The following is a 14,932-nucleotide window of genomic DNA, read 5'->3' on the forward strand; positions in this document are numbered from 1 at the left end:
ATGGGGTCAACGTCGTGTGAGGTACTCGTCAAAGAATCGTGAATAAGCCGGCTGCCAGTCTGTTTTTTCCCGCTGAATCGATTCTCCTGGATGCTTAGGCTGCTATCCTTTGTAACTATTGATTGCTGCTGTGTTCTATCTTTTTGGGTCCTTTGGATCCCATTTACCGCCAATACTATAAGTCGCTCCCAGAAGCGGCTGATAAATCCGTGACCACATGATGAGGTGCCACCATGTCTGATCAAGATCAAGACAACCCCCGGCGTGAGTTTTTGCGCAAATCCTTGACCTTGATCCCGGTGGTCACTGTCGCCAGCACGGGCCTGGGCGGTTCGATGCTGATGGCGGTTCCGGAGCCGGTTCAAGCCAGCCCCGAGAAAACGCCTGTCAGCGGCAAGGCCTACGAGCCGAGCTATTTCACTGCCGAGGAATGGGCCTTTATCAACGCAGCCGTTGCCCGCCTGATCCCGGCGGACGACCAGGGCCCAGGCGCTTTGGAAGCCGGCGCGCCGGAATACATCGACCGCCAGATGAACACGCCTTACGCAGCGGGCGCGCTGTGGTTCATGCAAGGCCCGTTCAATGCCGACGCGCCGCCTGAAATGGGCTGGCAGAGCAAATTGGTGCCCAAGGAAATCTATCGCCTGGGCATTGCTGCCACGGATGCCTGGTCCAAAGCGATGAACGGTAAGCTATTTGCCGAGCAAGACAGCGCTACCCAGGAAAAGTTGCTTCAGCGTCTGGAAGCCGGTGACGCACAGTTCGACAGCGTTCCGCCGAAGATTTTTTTCAATCTGTTGCTGCAAAACACCAAGGAAGGGTTCTTCTGCGACCCGGTCCACGGTGGCAACAAAGGCATGGTCGGCTGGACCATGATCGGCTTCCCCGGCGCCCGCGCCGATTTCATGGATTGGGTTGAACGCAACGAACAATACCCCTTCCCGGCTGTTTCGATCCGTGGCGAGAGGGCGTAAACGTGGCGACCATCATGAAGAAAGTGGATGCAGTGATCGTGGGCTTTGGCTGGACCGGAGCGATCATGGCCAAGGAGCTGACGGAAGCTGGCCTTAACGTGGTAGCGCTGGAGCGCGGCCCGATGCAGGACACCTACCCCGACGGCAACTATCCCCAGGTCATCGACGAACTGACCTACAGCGTGCGTAAAAAACTCTTCCAGGACATCTCCAAGGAAACCGTCACCATTCGCCATAGCGTGAATGATGTCGCCATGCCCAACCGTCAGCTCGGTGCCTTCCTGCCTGGCAACGGTGTGGGCGGTGCTGGTCTGCACTGGTCCGGGGTGCACTTTCGGGTAGACCCGATCGAGTTGCGCATGCGCAGCCATTACGAAGAGCGCTACGGGAAAAACTTCATTCCCAAGGACATGACTATTCAGGATTTCGGCGTCAGCTATGAAGAGCTGGAGCCGTTTTTCGACTATGCCGAGAAAGTCTTCGGCACCTCCGGGCAAGCCTGGACGGTGAAGGGGCAGTTGGTGGGCGAAGGCAAGGGTGGTAACCCTTATGCACCGGATCGCTCGAATCATTTTCCGTTGGAATCGCAGAAGAACACCGTCTCTGCACAGCTGTTCCAGAAGGCCGCCACCGCCGTGGGGTACAAGCCCTACAACCTGCCCTCCGCGAATACGTCGGGGCCGTACACCAACCCCTACGGCGCACAAATGGGCCCGTGCAACTTCTGCGGCTTCTGCAGCGGTTATGTCTGCTACATGTATTCCAAGGCTTCGCCGAACGTGAACATCCTGCCGGCATTGCGCCAGGAGCCCAAGTTCGAACTGCGGCCCAATTCCCACGTGCTGAAGGTCAACCTCGACAGCACCAAGCGCAAGGCCACCGGCGTGACGTATGTCGACGCCCAAGGGCGCGAATGCGAGCAGCCAGCGGACCTGGTGATCCTCGGTTCCTTCCAGTTCAACAACGTGCGCCTGATGCTGTTGTCGGGCATCGGCAAACCCTACGACCCGATCTCCGGCGAGGGCGTGGTGGGCCGCAACTTCGCCTACCAGAACATGGCTACGATCAAGGTGTTCTTCGACAAGGACGTGCACACCAACAATTTCATCGGTGCCGGCGGCAATGGCGTGGCGATCGATGACTTCAACGCCGACAATTTCGACCACGGGCCTCATGGTTTCGTGGGCGGTTCGCCGATGTGGGTCAACCAGGCGGGCAGCCGGCCGATTGCCGGCACCTCCAACCCACCGGGCACCCCGGCCTGGGGCAGCGCCTGGAAGCGCGCCACCGCCGACTATTACACCCACCAAGTGTCGATGGATGCCCACGGCGCTCATCAATCCTACCGTGGCAACTACCTCGACCTGGACCCGGTTTACCGCGATGCCTACGGTATGCCGCTGCTGCGCATGACCTTCGACTGGCAGGAAAACGACATCAAGATGAACCGCTTCATGGTCGACAAAATGAGCAAGGTTGCCGAAGCGATGAACCCCAAGGCTATCGCCTTGCTGGGCAAAAAGGTCGGCGAGCACTTCAATACCGCGGCTTACCAGACCACCCACCTCAACGGTGGCGCAATCATGGGCACCGACCCGAAAACCAGCGCCTTGAACCGCTACTTGCAGTGCTGGGACGTGCACAACGTATTTGTCCCTGGCGCTTCCGCGTTCCCACAAGGCTTGGGCTACAACCCTACGGGCCTGGTGGCGGCATTGACCTACTGGTCGGCGCGGGCGATTCGCGAGCAGTACCTGAAAAACCCCGGCCCATTGGTTCAGGCATAAGGAGCGATGACCATGAAAGCATTTGTTATTGCGTCCCTGGCCTTGTTCAGCAGTTGCTCGGTAAGTGCGGCCGACACCGATTTGGTCAAACAGGGTGAATACCTGGCGCGCGCCGGTGACTGCGTGGCCTGCCACACCGCCAAGGGTGGCAAGCCGTTCGCCGGTGGCCTGCCGATGGAAACGCCGATCGGCACTATTTACTCCACCAACATCACCCCGGATAAAACCGGCCTGGGCGACTACAGCTTCGAAGACTTCGACCAGGCCGTGCGCCATGGCGTCGCCAAGAACGGTAGTACCCTTTACCCGGCGATGCCCTACCCGTCTTACGCGCGTGTCAGCGAAAGCGACATGCAGGCGCTGTATGCGTACTTCATGAAGGGCGTGGAGCCGGTGGCGCAGGTGAACAAGGACAGCGATATTCCCTGGCCATTGAGCATGCGCTGGCCGCTGGCTGGCTGGCGCTGGATGTTCGCGCCCAAGGTCGAGGATTATCAGGCCCAGGCGGGCGCCGACCCGGTGATCAGCCGTGGTGCGTATCTGGTGGAAGGCCTCGGGCATTGCGGCGCCTGCCATACGCCACGGGCGCTGACCATGCAGGAAAAATCCCTGAGTGCGTCGGATGGCAGTGCTTTCCTGTCCGGCAGCGCACCGCTGGAAGGCTGGATTGCCAAGAGCCTGCGCGGTGACCACAAGGACGGCCTGGGCAGCTGGAGCGAAGAACAGTTGGTGCAATTCCTCAAGACCGGCCGCAGCGATCGCAGCGCAGTGTTTGGCGGCATGAGCGACGTTGTCGTCCACAGCATGCAGTACATGTCGCAACAGGACCTGACGGCTATCGCCCGTTACCTCAAGAGCCTGCCGGCGGTGGACCCCAAGGATCAGCCGCACCAGTACGACAAGCAGGTGGCCGACGCGCTGTGGAAGGGCGATGACAGCAAGCCCGGCGCCTCGGTGTACATCGACAACTGCGCAGCCTGCCACCGTACCGACGGCCATGGCTACACCCGAGTATTCCCGGCGCTGGCGGGCAACCCGGTGTTGCAGACGGCCGATGCCACCTCGCTGATCAACATCGTGTTGAACGGCGGTACGTTGCCGGCGACTCACACGGCGCCTTCGACCTTCACCATGCCGGCATTTGCCTGGCGGTTGTCGGATCAGGAAGTGGCGGATGTCGTCAGTTTCGTGCGGGGCAGTTGGGGCAACAAAGGTGCGCCGGTAAAAGCCAGTGACGTGGCGAACCTGCGCAAGAACGATATGCAAACCACCTCTGGCGATGACCTTGGCCAGGTGACCTCCAAGCATTGATTGGAGGTTGGCCGCCCAACGGCACTGGTCAGAAACCTTGCGCCTCTATACTGTATAAAAAAACAGTATAGAGGCGCTTTCATGTCTACTCCTCTGCCGCCTCGCGGGCGCGGCACGGCCACCAACCTGCACAACCGTTTTGCGCCCACCGTCAGCGTGGCGGAAGACGACGGTTGGTATCAGGAAGTGCCACAGACCCAGGGCACTGAAGTCCGTATCGAAACCGCGAAAACCATCATCACCCGCAACAGCTCGCCGGATATCCCGTTTGACCGGGCGATCAACCCGTATCGCGGCTGCGAGCATGGCTGTATCTACTGCTATGCGCGGCCCAGCCATGCCTATTGGGACTTGTCGCCGGGGCTGGATTTCGAAACCAAGCTGATCGCCAAGACCAACGCCGCCGACGTGCTGGAGCAACAACTGTCGAAACCGGGCTACACCTGCGCACCGATCAACCTGGGCTCCAATACCGACCCGTACCAGCCCATCGAGCGCGAGTACAAGATCACCCGCCAAACCCTCCAAGTGCTGCTGCGTTATCGCCACCCGGTAACCATCATTACCAAGGGCTCGCTGATCCTGCGCGACCTCGACCTGTTGACCGAGCTGGCGCAGCAGCGACTGGTGGCGGTGATGATCAGCCTTACCAGCCTGGACGACGAGCTCAAGCGCATCCTCGAACCTCGCACGGCTGCGCCCAAGGCCCGGTTGCGGGCGATTCGGGTGATGCGTGAGGCGGGGATCCCGGTAGGCGTGCTGTGTTCGCCGATGATCCCGATGATCAACGACAGCGAGCTGGAGAGCCTGCTGACCGAAGCCCATGCCGCGGGTGCACAAAGCGCGGCGTACATGATGCTGCGCCTGCCCCTGGAAGTGGCGCCGCTGTTTGAGGAATGGCTGGCGGCCCATTACCCGCAGCGGGCGGCCCATGTGATGAGCCTGGTGCGGCAGGTGCGTGGCGGTGAGGTCTATGACAGTCGCTTCGGGGTACGCATGCGCGGCGAAGGGCCGTTTGCCGATCTGTTGGCGCAACGTTTCGCCAAGGCGATCAAGCGATTGGGGCTCAACCGCCGGGAAGGGTTTAACCTGGACTGCACGGCGTTTTGCCCGCCGGGCAGGCAGATGGCATTGTTGTAGACTGTTGGGTAAAACTCACTGTCTTGTAGGAATAGTCGCGTTTTGATATCAATGAAAGCCCCGATCTAGAGCGGTTCATTCAGTTTGAGTTAAGTTTCGGCGGGTACCTTGTTTATCGAGTGACTAGTGAGTCGGATTCGCACCTTCCAGGTTTCTCCAACTATTCCAATGGTGCGACGCTGGACGAAACGCAAAGCTCCCCTACTCCAACCCAGAGGATGAATCATGAGTGACAAGGATAAACAGCCGTTGGCTGCGTCGGCTTCAGCCCCTCACGAGGCGGAGTCCGCCGATGCAGCGCTGCAGCACATCGTTGAAGGCTTTTTGCATTTCCACAACGAGATCTTTCCGCAGCAGGAAGAACTCTTCAAAAAACTCGCCACGGCCCAGAGCCCACGGGCGATGTTCATTACCTGCGCCGACTCGCGCATCGTTCCCGAACTGATCACCCAAAGCTCCCCGGGGGATTTGTTCGTGACCCGTAACGTCGGCAATGTCGTACCGCCTTATGGGCAGATGAACGGCGGTGTTTCCACGGCCATCGAGTACGCGGTACTGGCCCTGGGCGTGCAGCACATCATCATTTGCGGCCACTCCGACTGCGGCGCCATGCGCGCGGTGCTCAACCCCCAAAGCCTGGAAAAAATGCCCACGGTAAAGGCCTGGCTGCGCCACGCCGAGGTCGCCAAGACCATGGTCCAGGACAACTGCGACTGCGCCAACGAACACGAAAGCATGCATGTGCTGACCGAAGAAAACGTGATCGCCCAGCTGCAGCACCTGCGCACGCACCCGTCGGTGGCCTCGCGCATGGCCAACGGGCATTTGTTTATCCATGGCTGGGTCTATGACATCGAGACCAGCGAAATCAGGGCATACGATGCGGATCAGGCAGCGTTCCTGCCATTGAACGGTACTCAACCGATCCCCTCCGCGACGCCTAAAGCGCGCTTCTAAAACATCCCCTGTCGGGTAACGCGATGGCTGCCATTCGAGCAGCCAGGCCTTGCCACGCCCGGCGAATGCCTCGGGAGAGTCATCATGCGTGCTGCTCAATTAAAAGCTGTACTGCCGCGGGAGCTGTTGGCCTCCGTGGTTGTGTTTCTGGTCGCCCTGCCGCTGTGCATGGGGATCGCCATCGCATCAGGGATGCCGCCGGCCAAAGGCCTGATCACCGGGATCATCGGTGGGCTGGTAGTGGGTTGGTTGGCGGGGTCGCCGCTGCAAGTCAGCGGCCCGGCTGCCGGGTTGGCGGTGTTGGTGTTCGAGCTGGTGCGTCAGCATGGCATGGCCATGCTCGGGCCGATCCTGTTGCTGGCGGGCTTCCTGCAACTGGTGGCCGGGCGCCTGCGGCTGGGTTGCTGGTTTCGCGTGACCGCGCCTGCTGTGGTGTACGGGATGCTGGCGGGGATCGGCGTGCTGATTGTCCTGTCGCAAGTGCATGTGATGCTCGACGGCGTGCCAAAACCTTCGGGGCTGGATAACCTCGCCGGGTTTCCGGCAGCGTTGGTCCAAGCGATTCCTTCCCTCGGCGGCGGGCTTGGCTGGCAGGCCGGTTTGCTCGGGTTGGCGACGATTCTGGTGATGTGGCTGTGGGACAAGTTCCGTCCGCAAAAGCTGCGCTTCGTGCCCGGCGCCCTGCTCGGCGTGGGCTTGGCGACCGTCACCAGCCTGGTGCTGGCGTTGCAGGTCAAGCGTGTAGAGGTGCCGGAAAACCTGGCGGATGCCATCGACTGGCTGCGCCCCAGCGACTTACTCAACCTCGCGGATCCCAATCTATTGATCGCGGCCTTTGCGGTGGCGTTTATCGCCAGTGCTGAAACCCTGCTGTCGGCGGCGGCAGTTGACCGTATGCACAGTGGCCAGCGTTCCGATTTCGACAAGGAATTGTCGGCGCAGGGCGTGGGCAACATGTTGTGTGGCCTGGTCGGCGCCTTGCCGATGACGGGTGTGATCGTGCGCAGTTCGGCCAACGTCCAGGCTGGCGCTACCACGCGTTTGTCGGCGATGTTTCACGGCTTGTGGCTGCTGGCGTTCGTATTGCTGCTGTCCAGCGTGCTGCAAAGCATTCCGGTGGCGAGCCTGGCGGGCGTGCTGGTGTACACCGGGATCAAGCTGGTGGACATGAAGGCGTTTCGTGGCCTGGCGCGTTATGGGCGAATGCCGATGTTTACCTACGCGGCGACGGCCCTGGCAATCATCCTTACCGACTTGCTGACGGGTGTGTTGGTGGGCTTCGGATTGACGCTGGTGAAGCTGGCGTTCAAGGCTTCACGCTTGAAAATAAGCCTGATCGACCTGCCGCAGGACGGCGAGATGGAGTTGCGATTGACCGGGGCGGGGACCTTTCTCAAGGTGCCGGCATTGACCCAGGTGCTGTCGACGGTACCCGCCGGGACCACCTTGCACGTGCCGCTCAGTAACCTGAGTTACATCGACCACTCCTGCCTTGAATTGCTGGAGGAATGGGGGCGCGCCAATGCGGCCAAGGGCTCGAAGCTGATGATCGAGGCGCGGGGGTTAAAGCGCAGGTTGGAAGGCCGGGTGCGGACGACCACCGGGATTGGGTCAGCTGCCGTGTGAACTATATATAACCCTGTGGGAGCCGGGCTTGCCCGCGATGGCGATAGATCAGTCAAAAATATATTGGCTGATACACCGGCATCGCGGGCAAGCTCGCTCCCACATTTGATTTATGCAGGTCGGGACATTCAGGCTGGCTGGTCCAGCTCAAGCCCCACGCCCAACTGCCGCGACAGGCACGGCCAGCGCTTCCACGCGGCTTCCGTGTGCGGGCTCTTGAGCTTGTCGCGGTACGCCTCGACCGACTCCAGCGCAAAGCTTTCTTCGTTGAGCATCTCATCCACCGCGTGGTGCACCGCTTCATCCAGTCGATTGGCAAACGTCTCGCCGATCAATTGGTGAGCAATCACGTTAGCCACGGTGGTATCCAGCGGAATCAACGGCTGGCCGAAATGCTTGATGTACAGGTCGTTGACCTCTTCCACCAGGCGATGCGCCAGGTAAGCCTCGTCCAGCAAACCGTCCAGGCCTTCATGCCCGGCCAGGATCGCTGGCGGCTGCAGGAAGAAATGCTCGGCGATTTTCAGCACCGGCTTGATCTGGCTTTCAATACCGGCTTCGCGGGCGACATCGTTGGCCGCATCCAGCAAATCCGGGACCTGGTCGATGTAGGCGCTGACAAAACGCGTCATCACGCCCTTGGCGTCGACATCCGGCAGGGAAATCGCCGGGTGCAGGTGCGGTAACTGGACTTCCAGCTGTTGAGCAAGCTGGCCAGTGCTGGATTCGTGTTGATGTGCACGGGAAATCTGCTCGCGCAATGCGGCGGTGTTCATGAAAGCTCCAGTGATGCAGGCGTAGGAAATAGGGAGAGCATAAGGTAGCTCGTTTATACGAGAGCCTAAGACGCATTTGTCATAATTATTTCATGGTTATGCGCTGGCGTTATATCAAATCGCCATCGTTCGTCGGATAACACGCGCCATCGGTCCTGTTGTGTGGTCCGTTTCTTCATTTTCGTTCATTTGCCCGATCACATTGCGGGGTGGCGGTCGCTGTCTATACTCGATTTTGTACGCAATTAGCTGATGACGCCCGACTGCATGAGCAGGCAAGGCTTAGCGGTTGTAAGCAGTATGGAAGCCGCTCCCTTGGCCGCAGGTGCAAACCGGCGGGATAACAAGAACGATAAGGGGAACCCGCAATGACGCGACATCCACATGTTTGGATGGGCCTACTGTTGTGGTCAGTATTCGGCCAGGCGCACGCCGCCTGGACAACGAATATGGCGCCAGGGGCCACTGAAGTCAGCCACGCCGTGTTTGACCTGCACATGACCATTTTCTGGATCTGTGTGGCGATTGGCATCGTCGTGTTTGGCGCGATGTTCTGGTCGATGATCGTTCACCGGCGCTCCACGGGCCAGGTGGCAGCCAAATTCCACGAAAGCACGACGGTAGAGATTCTCTGGACCGTGGTGCCCTTGCTGATCCTGGTGGCCATGGCCATTCCGGCCACCAAGACACTGATCAACATCTACGACAGCACCGAGTCGGATATCGATATCCAGGTCACCGGCTACCAGTGGAAGTGGCATTACAAATACCTGGGCCAGGACGTCGAGTTCTTCAGCAACCTGGCCACGCCTGCCGAGCAGATCCATAACCAGGCCGTCAAAGGCGAGCATTACCTGTTGGAAGTCGACCAGCCGCTGGTGCTGCCGGTGGGCGCCAAGGTGCGTTTCCTGGTGACCGCCGCCGACGTGATCCACTCCTGGTGGGTGCCGGCGTTTGCGGTGAAGCGTGATGCGATTCCCGGTTTTGTCAACGAGGCCTGGACCCGGGTCGAGAAGCCCGGCATCTACCGTGGCCAGTGCGCCGAACTGTGCGGCAAGGACCACGGCTTCATGCCGATCGTGGTGGAGGTCAAGTCCAAGGCCGACTACGACACCTGGCTCGGCGAGCGCAAGGCAGAAGCCGCCAAGCTCAAGGAATTGACCTCCAAGGAATGGACCCTGGATGAGCTGGTGGCCCGTGGCGACAAGATCTACCACACCACTTGCGTGGCCTGTCACCAGGCTGAAGGCCAGGGCTTGCCGCCGATGTTCCCGGCGCTCAAAGGCTCGCCGATTGCTACCGGGCCCAAGGAAGACCACTTGCACCGCGTGTACTTCGGCAAGCCCGGCACCGCCATGGCGGCGTTCGGCAAGCAACTGTCGGAAGTCGATATTGCGGCGGTCGTGACCTACGAACGTAACGCCTGGGGCAACAACAAAGGCGACATGGTCACTCCTAAAGATGTGCTGGCTTTGAAACAGGCGCAAAGCAAATGACTTCCTTCATTGCGTATTCCCTGAACCGTCCCGCCCACTCGTTCGCAGGAGAAAAGCCATGAGCGCAGTGATCGATGACCACGGTCATGCCGGTGACCACGCCCACGGCCCCGCCAAGGGCTTGATGCGCTGGGTGCTGACCACCAACCACAAAGACATCGGGACCATGTACCTGTGGTTCAGCTTCGCGATGTTCCTGCTCGGCGGCTCGTTCGCCATGGTGATCCGCGCTGAGCTGTTCCAGCCGGGCCTGCAGATCGTGGAGCCGGCGTTCTTTAACCAGATGACCACCATGCACGGCCTGGTAATGGTGTTCGGTGCGGTGATGCCGGCGTTTGTCGGCCTGGCCAACTGGATGATCCCGTTGATGATCGGCGCGCCCGACATGGCCTTGCCGCGCATGAACAACTTCAGCTTCTGGCTGCTGCCGGCGGCGTTCCTGATGCTGGTTTCCACCCTGTTCATGCCCGGCGGCGGGCCGAACTTCGGCTGGACCTTCTACGCCCCACTCTCGACCACCTACGCGCCGGAAAGCGTGACGTTCTTCATCTTCGCCATCCACTTGATGGGCATCAGTTCGATCATGGGCGCGATCAACGTGATCGCCACCATCCTGAACTTGCGCGCTCCCGGCATGACGTTGATGAAAATGCCGCTGTTCGTCTGGACCTGGCTGATCACTGCGTTCCTGTTGATCGCGGTAATGCCGGTGCTGGCGGGTTGCGTGACCATGATGCTGATGGACATCCACTTCGGCACCAGCTTCTTCAGTGCCGCAGGTGGTGGTGACCCGGTGTTGTTCCAGCATGTGTTCTGGTTCTTCGGGCACCCTGAGGTGTACATCATGATCCTGCCGGCCTTCGGCGCCGTCAGTTCCATCATCCCGACCTTCTCGCGCAAGCCGCTGTTCGGCTACACCTCGATGGTGTACGCCACGGCGAGCATCGCGTTCCTGTCGTTCATCGTGTGGGCGCACCACATGTTTGTGGTGGGCATACCGCTGGTGGGCGAGCTGTTCTTCATGTACGCCACGCTGCTGATCGCGGTGCCGACGGGGGTGAAGGTATTCAACTGGGTCAGCACCATGTGGCAAGGCTCGCTGACCTTCGAGACGCCGATGCTGTTCGCCGTGGCCTTCGTGATTCTGTTCACCATTGGCGGTTTCTCCGGGTTGATGCTGGCCATCGCCCCGGCGGACTTCCAGTACCACGACACCTACTTTGTGGTGGCGCATTTCCATTACGTACTGGTGCCTGGCGCGATCTTCGGGATCTTCGCCTCGGCCTACTACTGGCTGCCGAAATGGACCGGCCACATGTACGACGAAACCTTGGGCAAGCTGCACTTCTGGTTGTCGTTCGTGGGGATGAACATGGCGTTCTTCCCGATGCACTTTGTAGGACTTGCTGGCATGCCGCGTCGGGTACCGGACTACAACCTGCAGTTCGCCGACTTCAACATGGTCTCCTCCATCGGTGCCTTCACTTTTGGCGCGACGCAGATCTTCTTCCTGTTCATCGTCATCAAGTGCATCCGTGGCGGCCCGCCTGCGCCGGCCAAGCCGTGGGATGGCGCCGAAGGGCTGGAGTGGAGCATCCCTTCGCCTGCGCCGTACCACACCTTCACCACACCGCCGGAGGTCAAATGAACACCTCCCTATCCTGTGGGAGCTGGCTTGCCTGCGTTGGCATCACTTCGGTGTACCTGAAAGACCGAGTTGCCAGCATCGCAGGCAAGCCAGCTCCCACAGAAAGGCCATTCACAGAACATTCAATCGCAGGTGGCCACCATGCTTGAGTCCGTGCCTATCAAGCGCCTGGTCACGCGGCTGCTGATCCTGGTGGTGGCAATGTTCGCCTTCGGCTTTGCCCTGGTGCCTATCTACGACGTGATGTGCAAGGCGTTCGGCATCAACGGCAAGACCGCCGGGCAGTACGAAGGCGAGCAGGTGGTGGACCCGACGCGGCAGGTGCGCGTGCAGTTCCTGTCCACCAATGCCATCGACATGGTCTGGGAGTTCCATTCCAAGGCCGACGAGGTGGTGGTCAACCCCGGCGCGGTCACCGAGATGCTGTTCGTGGCCTACAACCCCACCGACAAACCGATGACCGCCCAGGCGGTGCCGAGTATTTCGCCTGCCGAGGCGGCGATGTACTTCCACAAGACCGAGTGTTTTTGCTTCACCCAGCAAGTGCTACAGCCAGGTCAGCGCATAGAGATGCCGGTGCGCTTCATTGTCGACCGCGACATGCCCAAGGATGTGAAGCATTTGACCCTGGCGTACACGCTGTTCGATATCACCGCGCGCCAACCGCCCGTGGCTGTCCATACCGGCGGCTAGGCGTTGCTTGCGGGCTCGATTAGGAGAACGAATACATGTCGACTCATGATACGTACTACGTACCAGCGCAAAGCAAATGGCCAATAATTGCCACGCTGGGCATGCTGATTACGGTGTTCGGGCTGGCTACCTGGTTCAACGACCTGAAGGCGGCACGCCCGGAATCCCACGGCCCACTGATCTTTTTCGTCGGCGGCCTGCTGCTGGCCTACATGATGTTTGGCTGGTTCGGCGCGGTGATCAAGGAGAGCCGCGCCGGGTTGTACAGTTCGCAGATGGACCGCTCGTTTCGCTGGGGCATGACCTGGTTCATCTTTTCCGAGGTGATGTTCTTCATCGCGTTTTTTGGCGCGCTGTTTTATGTGCGGCACATGTCGGCGCCGTGGCTGGCGGGCGAAGGCTCAAAAGGCGTTGCCCACATGCTGTGGCCGAACTTCGAATTTGCCTGGCCGCTGCTGAACAATCCTGACCCAAAACTGTTTCCGGCGCCCAAGGGCACCATCAGCCCGTGGGGCTTGCCGCTGATCAACACGATCTTGCTGGTCAGCTCCAGCGTGACCATCACCATTGCTCACCATGCCCTGCGCAAAGGCCATCGCGGCGCGCTGAAGATCTGGCTGGCGATCACGGTGTTGCTGGGTTGGGCATTTCTCGGGTTCCAGGCTGAGGAATATATCCACGCCTATAAAGAGCTGGGCCTGACACTCGGTTCCGGCGTGTATGGCGCGACCTTCTTCATGCTCACGGGTTTTCACGGCGCCCACGTGACCATCGGCACGATCATTTTGTTTGTGATGCTGATGCGCATCCTGAAGGGGCATTTCAATGACGAGCACCAGTTCGGCTTCGAAGCAGCCAGTTGGTATTGGCACTTTGTGGACGTGGTGTGGATCGGGCTGTTTTTCTTCGTTTACGTGCTTTGAGGTGTTTCACCACGGCGCATGAGACACCAGCTGGCCGCTGAAGAACCCCCAGGTGATCAACCCGAGGGTGATCACGGCCAGCACCACACGCACGGTCAAGGCAGTGACGAGGCGGTTGGAGTTGCCCTCGTCCTTGACCAGGAAGAACAAGCCACTGAACAGGCTCACGACGGTAGCAATCAGCATCAGGGCAATGGCTGCTTTGAGCATGGTGGGCTCCGGGGCTCTTTTTTGGAGGGGGCGAGCAATGAGATTCAGTATAGCCAGCGCAGCACTGACTTCTGCGGCAATGCCATGAAACCCTTTCGCCCCGGTATTGCGCCGACGCTGGTGGTGCTCGTGCTGCTGCCGTTGCTGGTGTTTCTCGGCTTTTGGCAGCTGTCACGCGGCCACGAAAAACAGGCGCTGCTGGACACTTACGCCGAACGCCGCGCTGCCGAGCCCATGAGCAGTACGCAATTACAGGCCAGCGAAGATCCGGCGTTCCGTCGTGTGCATTTGCGCGGGCAGTTCGATGCCGAGCACAGCGTGCTGCTGGACAACCGCTTTCGTGACGCCAAGGTGGGTGTGGAGCTGTTGCAGCCTTTCCATGATCAGGCCAGCGGCCAGTGGCTGTTGCTCAATCGTGGCTGGCTGCCCTGGCCGGACCGGCGCACACCGCCGGTTTTCAACACGCCTGAACAACTGCTGAATCTCGACGCCTGGGTCTATGTGGCGCCCGGCGAGACCTTCCAGCTGCATGCCGATCCGGCGGGCGCGAAATGGCCACGATTGCTGACTGCACTGCATCCCGATGCGTTGTGGACCGAGTTGGGCCGCAACGGCTTCGCCTATGAAGTGCGGGCCGAGGCAGGCCTTGGCACTTACGAAACCAACTGGCCCGTGGTCGCCATGGGCCCGGAAAAACACCTGGGCTATGCCGTGCAGTGGTTCGCCATGGCGCTGGCGCTATTCGGTCTTTATCTCTACCTCGGATGGCACAACACAAAGGAGAAGCGCCATGGGAGCGGCCATGAATCCACTCAACATGTCTGACGCGCCGGCAGCGCCCAACCGGCGCAAGGGCCGCTGGCAATTGATCCTGATCCTGCTGATGGTGATCGGCCCGATGGTGCTCGCCACCTTCATGTACAAGCTGCAGTTCTGGGTGCCGGACAGTCGCAGCTACCACGGCGAGATGATCGGCAACGGCCAGACCCGCGCCGACATTGGCGTGCAGGCCGACGAGGATCGCTGGCAACTGCTGGTAACCGCGCCGACTGCCTGCGCCGCTGACTGCCAGCAATTGGTTTACCTGGCTCGCCAGCTGCAAATCGGCCTGGGCCGTGATGCCTCCCGCGCCAGCCACGCCCTGGCCAGCGCGCAGCCGGTAAGCACTGACTACGACGCCAAGCTCAAGGCCCAATACCCGCAACTGCAGCGCTATTCCCTGGACCTTTCGACCTTCAACAAAGGCGCCGCCGCCCAAGGCAGCGGCGATGCCCAGCTGTGGATTGTCGACCCCCACGGCAACTTGGTGTTGCGCTACGACGCCCGGGTCAAGGGCAAGGACCTGCTTAACGACCTGCGCCTGCTGCTGAAACTGTCGAACATCGGATAAG

14 protein-coding genes are annotated in these 14,932 nt (G+C 60.3%); 12 read left to right on the forward strand and 2 right to left on the reverse strand.

All coding sequences use genetic code 11. The features are described 5' to 3' along the window. Positions 1–233: 233 nt before the first annotated feature. From RGV33_RS00245 to RGV33_RS00270, 6 genes are all read left to right on the forward strand, one after another. Entirely contained in the window at positions 234–974 is a 741-nt protein-coding gene (locus RGV33_RS00245) for a gluconate 2-dehydrogenase subunit 3 family protein (protein ID WP_322142636.1), read from the forward strand. A 2-nt stretch (positions 975–976) separates the two neighbouring features. Continuing rightward, complete coding sequence (locus RGV33_RS00250) at positions 977–2,761, forward strand: GMC family oxidoreductase (protein WP_322142637.1); 1,785 nt, start codon at positions 977–979, stop codon at positions 2,759–2,761. Between the two features lie 12 nt (positions 2,762–2,773). Then, positions 2,774–4,072 (forward strand): cytochrome c, encoded by a 1,299-nt coding sequence (locus tag RGV33_RS00255; RefSeq protein WP_322142638.1) that lies wholly within the window; start codon positions 2,774–2,776, stop codon positions 4,070–4,072. Positions 4,073–4,153: 81 nt separating this feature from the next. Next, entirely contained in the window at positions 4,154–5,212 is a 1,059-nt protein-coding gene (locus RGV33_RS00260) for a PA0069 family radical SAM protein (protein WP_322142639.1), read from the forward strand. A gap of 225 nt (positions 5,213–5,437) precedes the next feature. Next, entirely contained in the window at positions 5,438–6,169 is a 732-nt protein-coding gene (locus RGV33_RS00265) for a carbonic anhydrase (RefSeq protein WP_076013306.1), read from the forward strand. A gap of 84 nt (positions 6,170–6,253) precedes the next feature. Further along, complete coding sequence (locus RGV33_RS00270) at positions 6,254–7,795, forward strand: SulP family inorganic anion transporter (RefSeq protein WP_322142640.1); 1,542 nt, start codon at positions 6,254–6,256, stop codon at positions 7,793–7,795. A 128-nt stretch (positions 7,796–7,923) separates the two neighbouring features. On the opposite strand, the gene RGV33_RS00275 is transcribed toward RGV33_RS00270, so the two are convergent. Then, entirely contained in the window at positions 7,924–8,571 is a 648-nt protein-coding gene (locus RGV33_RS00275) for a hypothetical protein (protein WP_322142641.1), read from the reverse strand. A gap of 368 nt (positions 8,572–8,939) precedes the next feature. Here RGV33_RS00275 and coxB point away from each other — a divergent pair, with 368 nt between their 5' ends. The 4 genes from coxB to RGV33_RS00295 all read left to right on the forward strand — a co-directional run bounded on the left by coxB (position 8,940) and on the right by RGV33_RS00295 (position 13,331). Next, on the forward strand, positions 8,940–10,067 hold the full coding sequence (coxB, locus tag RGV33_RS00280; RefSeq protein WP_322142642.1) for a cytochrome c oxidase subunit II: 1,128 nt from the start codon (positions 8,940–8,942) through the stop codon (positions 10,065–10,067). Positions 10,068–10,125: 58 nt separating this feature from the next. Further along, positions 10,126–11,715: a cytochrome c oxidase subunit I gene (gene ctaD, locus RGV33_RS00285; RefSeq protein WP_088426070.1), complete on the forward strand. Its 1,590-nt coding sequence runs from the start codon at positions 10,126–10,128 to the stop codon at positions 11,713–11,715. A gap of 141 nt (positions 11,716–11,856) precedes the next feature. Then, a complete protein-coding gene (locus RGV33_RS00290; RefSeq protein ID WP_008439615.1) occupies positions 11,857–12,408 on the forward strand; it encodes a cytochrome c oxidase assembly protein in 552 nt (183 codons plus the stop codon). Between the two features lie 35 nt (positions 12,409–12,443). Then, the gene (locus RGV33_RS00295) at positions 12,444–13,331 is read left to right on the forward strand and encodes a cytochrome c oxidase subunit 3 (protein ID WP_076013312.1); all 888 of its coding nucleotides are present in this window, start codon (positions 12,444–12,446) and stop codon (positions 13,329–13,331) included. A gap of 6 nt (positions 13,332–13,337) precedes the next feature. Here the strand turns inward: RGV33_RS00295 and RGV33_RS00300 are convergent, their stop codons facing one another. After that, on the reverse strand, positions 13,338–13,541 hold the full coding sequence (locus RGV33_RS00300) for a twin transmembrane helix small protein (RefSeq protein ID WP_010168612.1): 204 nt from the start codon (positions 13,539–13,541) through the stop codon (positions 13,338–13,340). Positions 13,542–13,625: 84 nt separating this feature from the next. On the opposite strand from RGV33_RS00300, the gene RGV33_RS00305 reads away from it, so the two are divergent. Both RGV33_RS00305 and RGV33_RS00310 read left to right on the forward strand, forming a co-directional pair. Then, complete coding sequence (locus RGV33_RS00305) at positions 13,626–14,366, forward strand: SURF1 family protein (RefSeq protein ID WP_322142643.1); 741 nt, start codon at positions 13,626–13,628, stop codon at positions 14,364–14,366. Beyond that, on the forward strand, positions 14,332–14,931 hold the full coding sequence (locus RGV33_RS00310; RefSeq protein WP_322142644.1) for a hypothetical protein: 600 nt from the start codon (positions 14,332–14,334) through the stop codon (positions 14,929–14,931). The genes RGV33_RS00305 and RGV33_RS00310 overlap by 35 nt, the downstream gene beginning before the upstream one ends. The last annotated feature ends 1 nt before the right edge of the window (position 14,932 follow it).

The organism is Pseudomonas sp. Bout1 (genome assembly GCF_034314165.1).
Taxonomy (GTDB): domain Bacteria; phylum Pseudomonadota; class Gammaproteobacteria; order Pseudomonadales; family Pseudomonadaceae; genus Aquipseudomonas.

Excerpts from the sequence above, each read along its gene's own strand:
- RGV33_RS00310 (WP_322142644.1), top strand. The coding sequence starts at position 14,332 with ATGGGAGCGGCCATGAATCCACTCAACATGTCTGACGCGCCGGCAGCG.
- ctaD (WP_088426070.1), top strand. The coding sequence starts at position 10,126 with ATGAGCGCAGTGATCGATGACCACGGTCATGCCGGTGACCACGCCCAC.
- RGV33_RS00245 (WP_322142636.1), top strand. The coding sequence starts at position 234 with ATGTCTGATCAAGATCAAGACAACCCCCGGCGTGAGTTTTTGCGCAAA.
- RGV33_RS00270 (WP_322142640.1), top strand. The coding sequence starts at position 6,254 with ATGCGTGCTGCTCAATTAAAAGCTGTACTGCCGCGGGAGCTGTTGGCC.
- RGV33_RS00265 (WP_076013306.1), top strand. The coding sequence starts at position 5,438 with ATGAGTGACAAGGATAAACAGCCGTTGGCTGCGTCGGCTTCAGCCCCT.
- coxB (WP_322142642.1), top strand. The coding sequence starts at position 8,940 with ATGACGCGACATCCACATGTTTGGATGGGCCTACTGTTGTGGTCAGTA.
- RGV33_RS00255 (WP_322142638.1), top strand. The coding sequence starts at position 2,774 with ATGAAAGCATTTGTTATTGCGTCCCTGGCCTTGTTCAGCAGTTGCTCG.
- RGV33_RS00275 (WP_322142641.1), bottom strand. The coding sequence starts at position 8,571 with ATGAACACCGCCGCATTGCGCGAGCAGATTTCCCGTGCACATCAACAC.
- RGV33_RS00260 (WP_322142639.1), top strand. The coding sequence starts at position 4,154 with ATGTCTACTCCTCTGCCGCCTCGCGGGCGCGGCACGGCCACCAACCTG.
- RGV33_RS00290 (WP_008439615.1), top strand. The coding sequence starts at position 11,857 with ATGCTTGAGTCCGTGCCTATCAAGCGCCTGGTCACGCGGCTGCTGATC.
- RGV33_RS00300 (WP_010168612.1), bottom strand. The coding sequence starts at position 13,541 with ATGCTCAAAGCAGCCATTGCCCTGATGCTGATTGCTACCGTCGTGAGC.
- RGV33_RS00295 (WP_076013312.1), top strand. The coding sequence starts at position 12,444 with ATGTCGACTCATGATACGTACTACGTACCAGCGCAAAGCAAATGGCCA.
- RGV33_RS00305 (WP_322142643.1), top strand. The coding sequence starts at position 13,626 with ATGAAACCCTTTCGCCCCGGTATTGCGCCGACGCTGGTGGTGCTCGTG.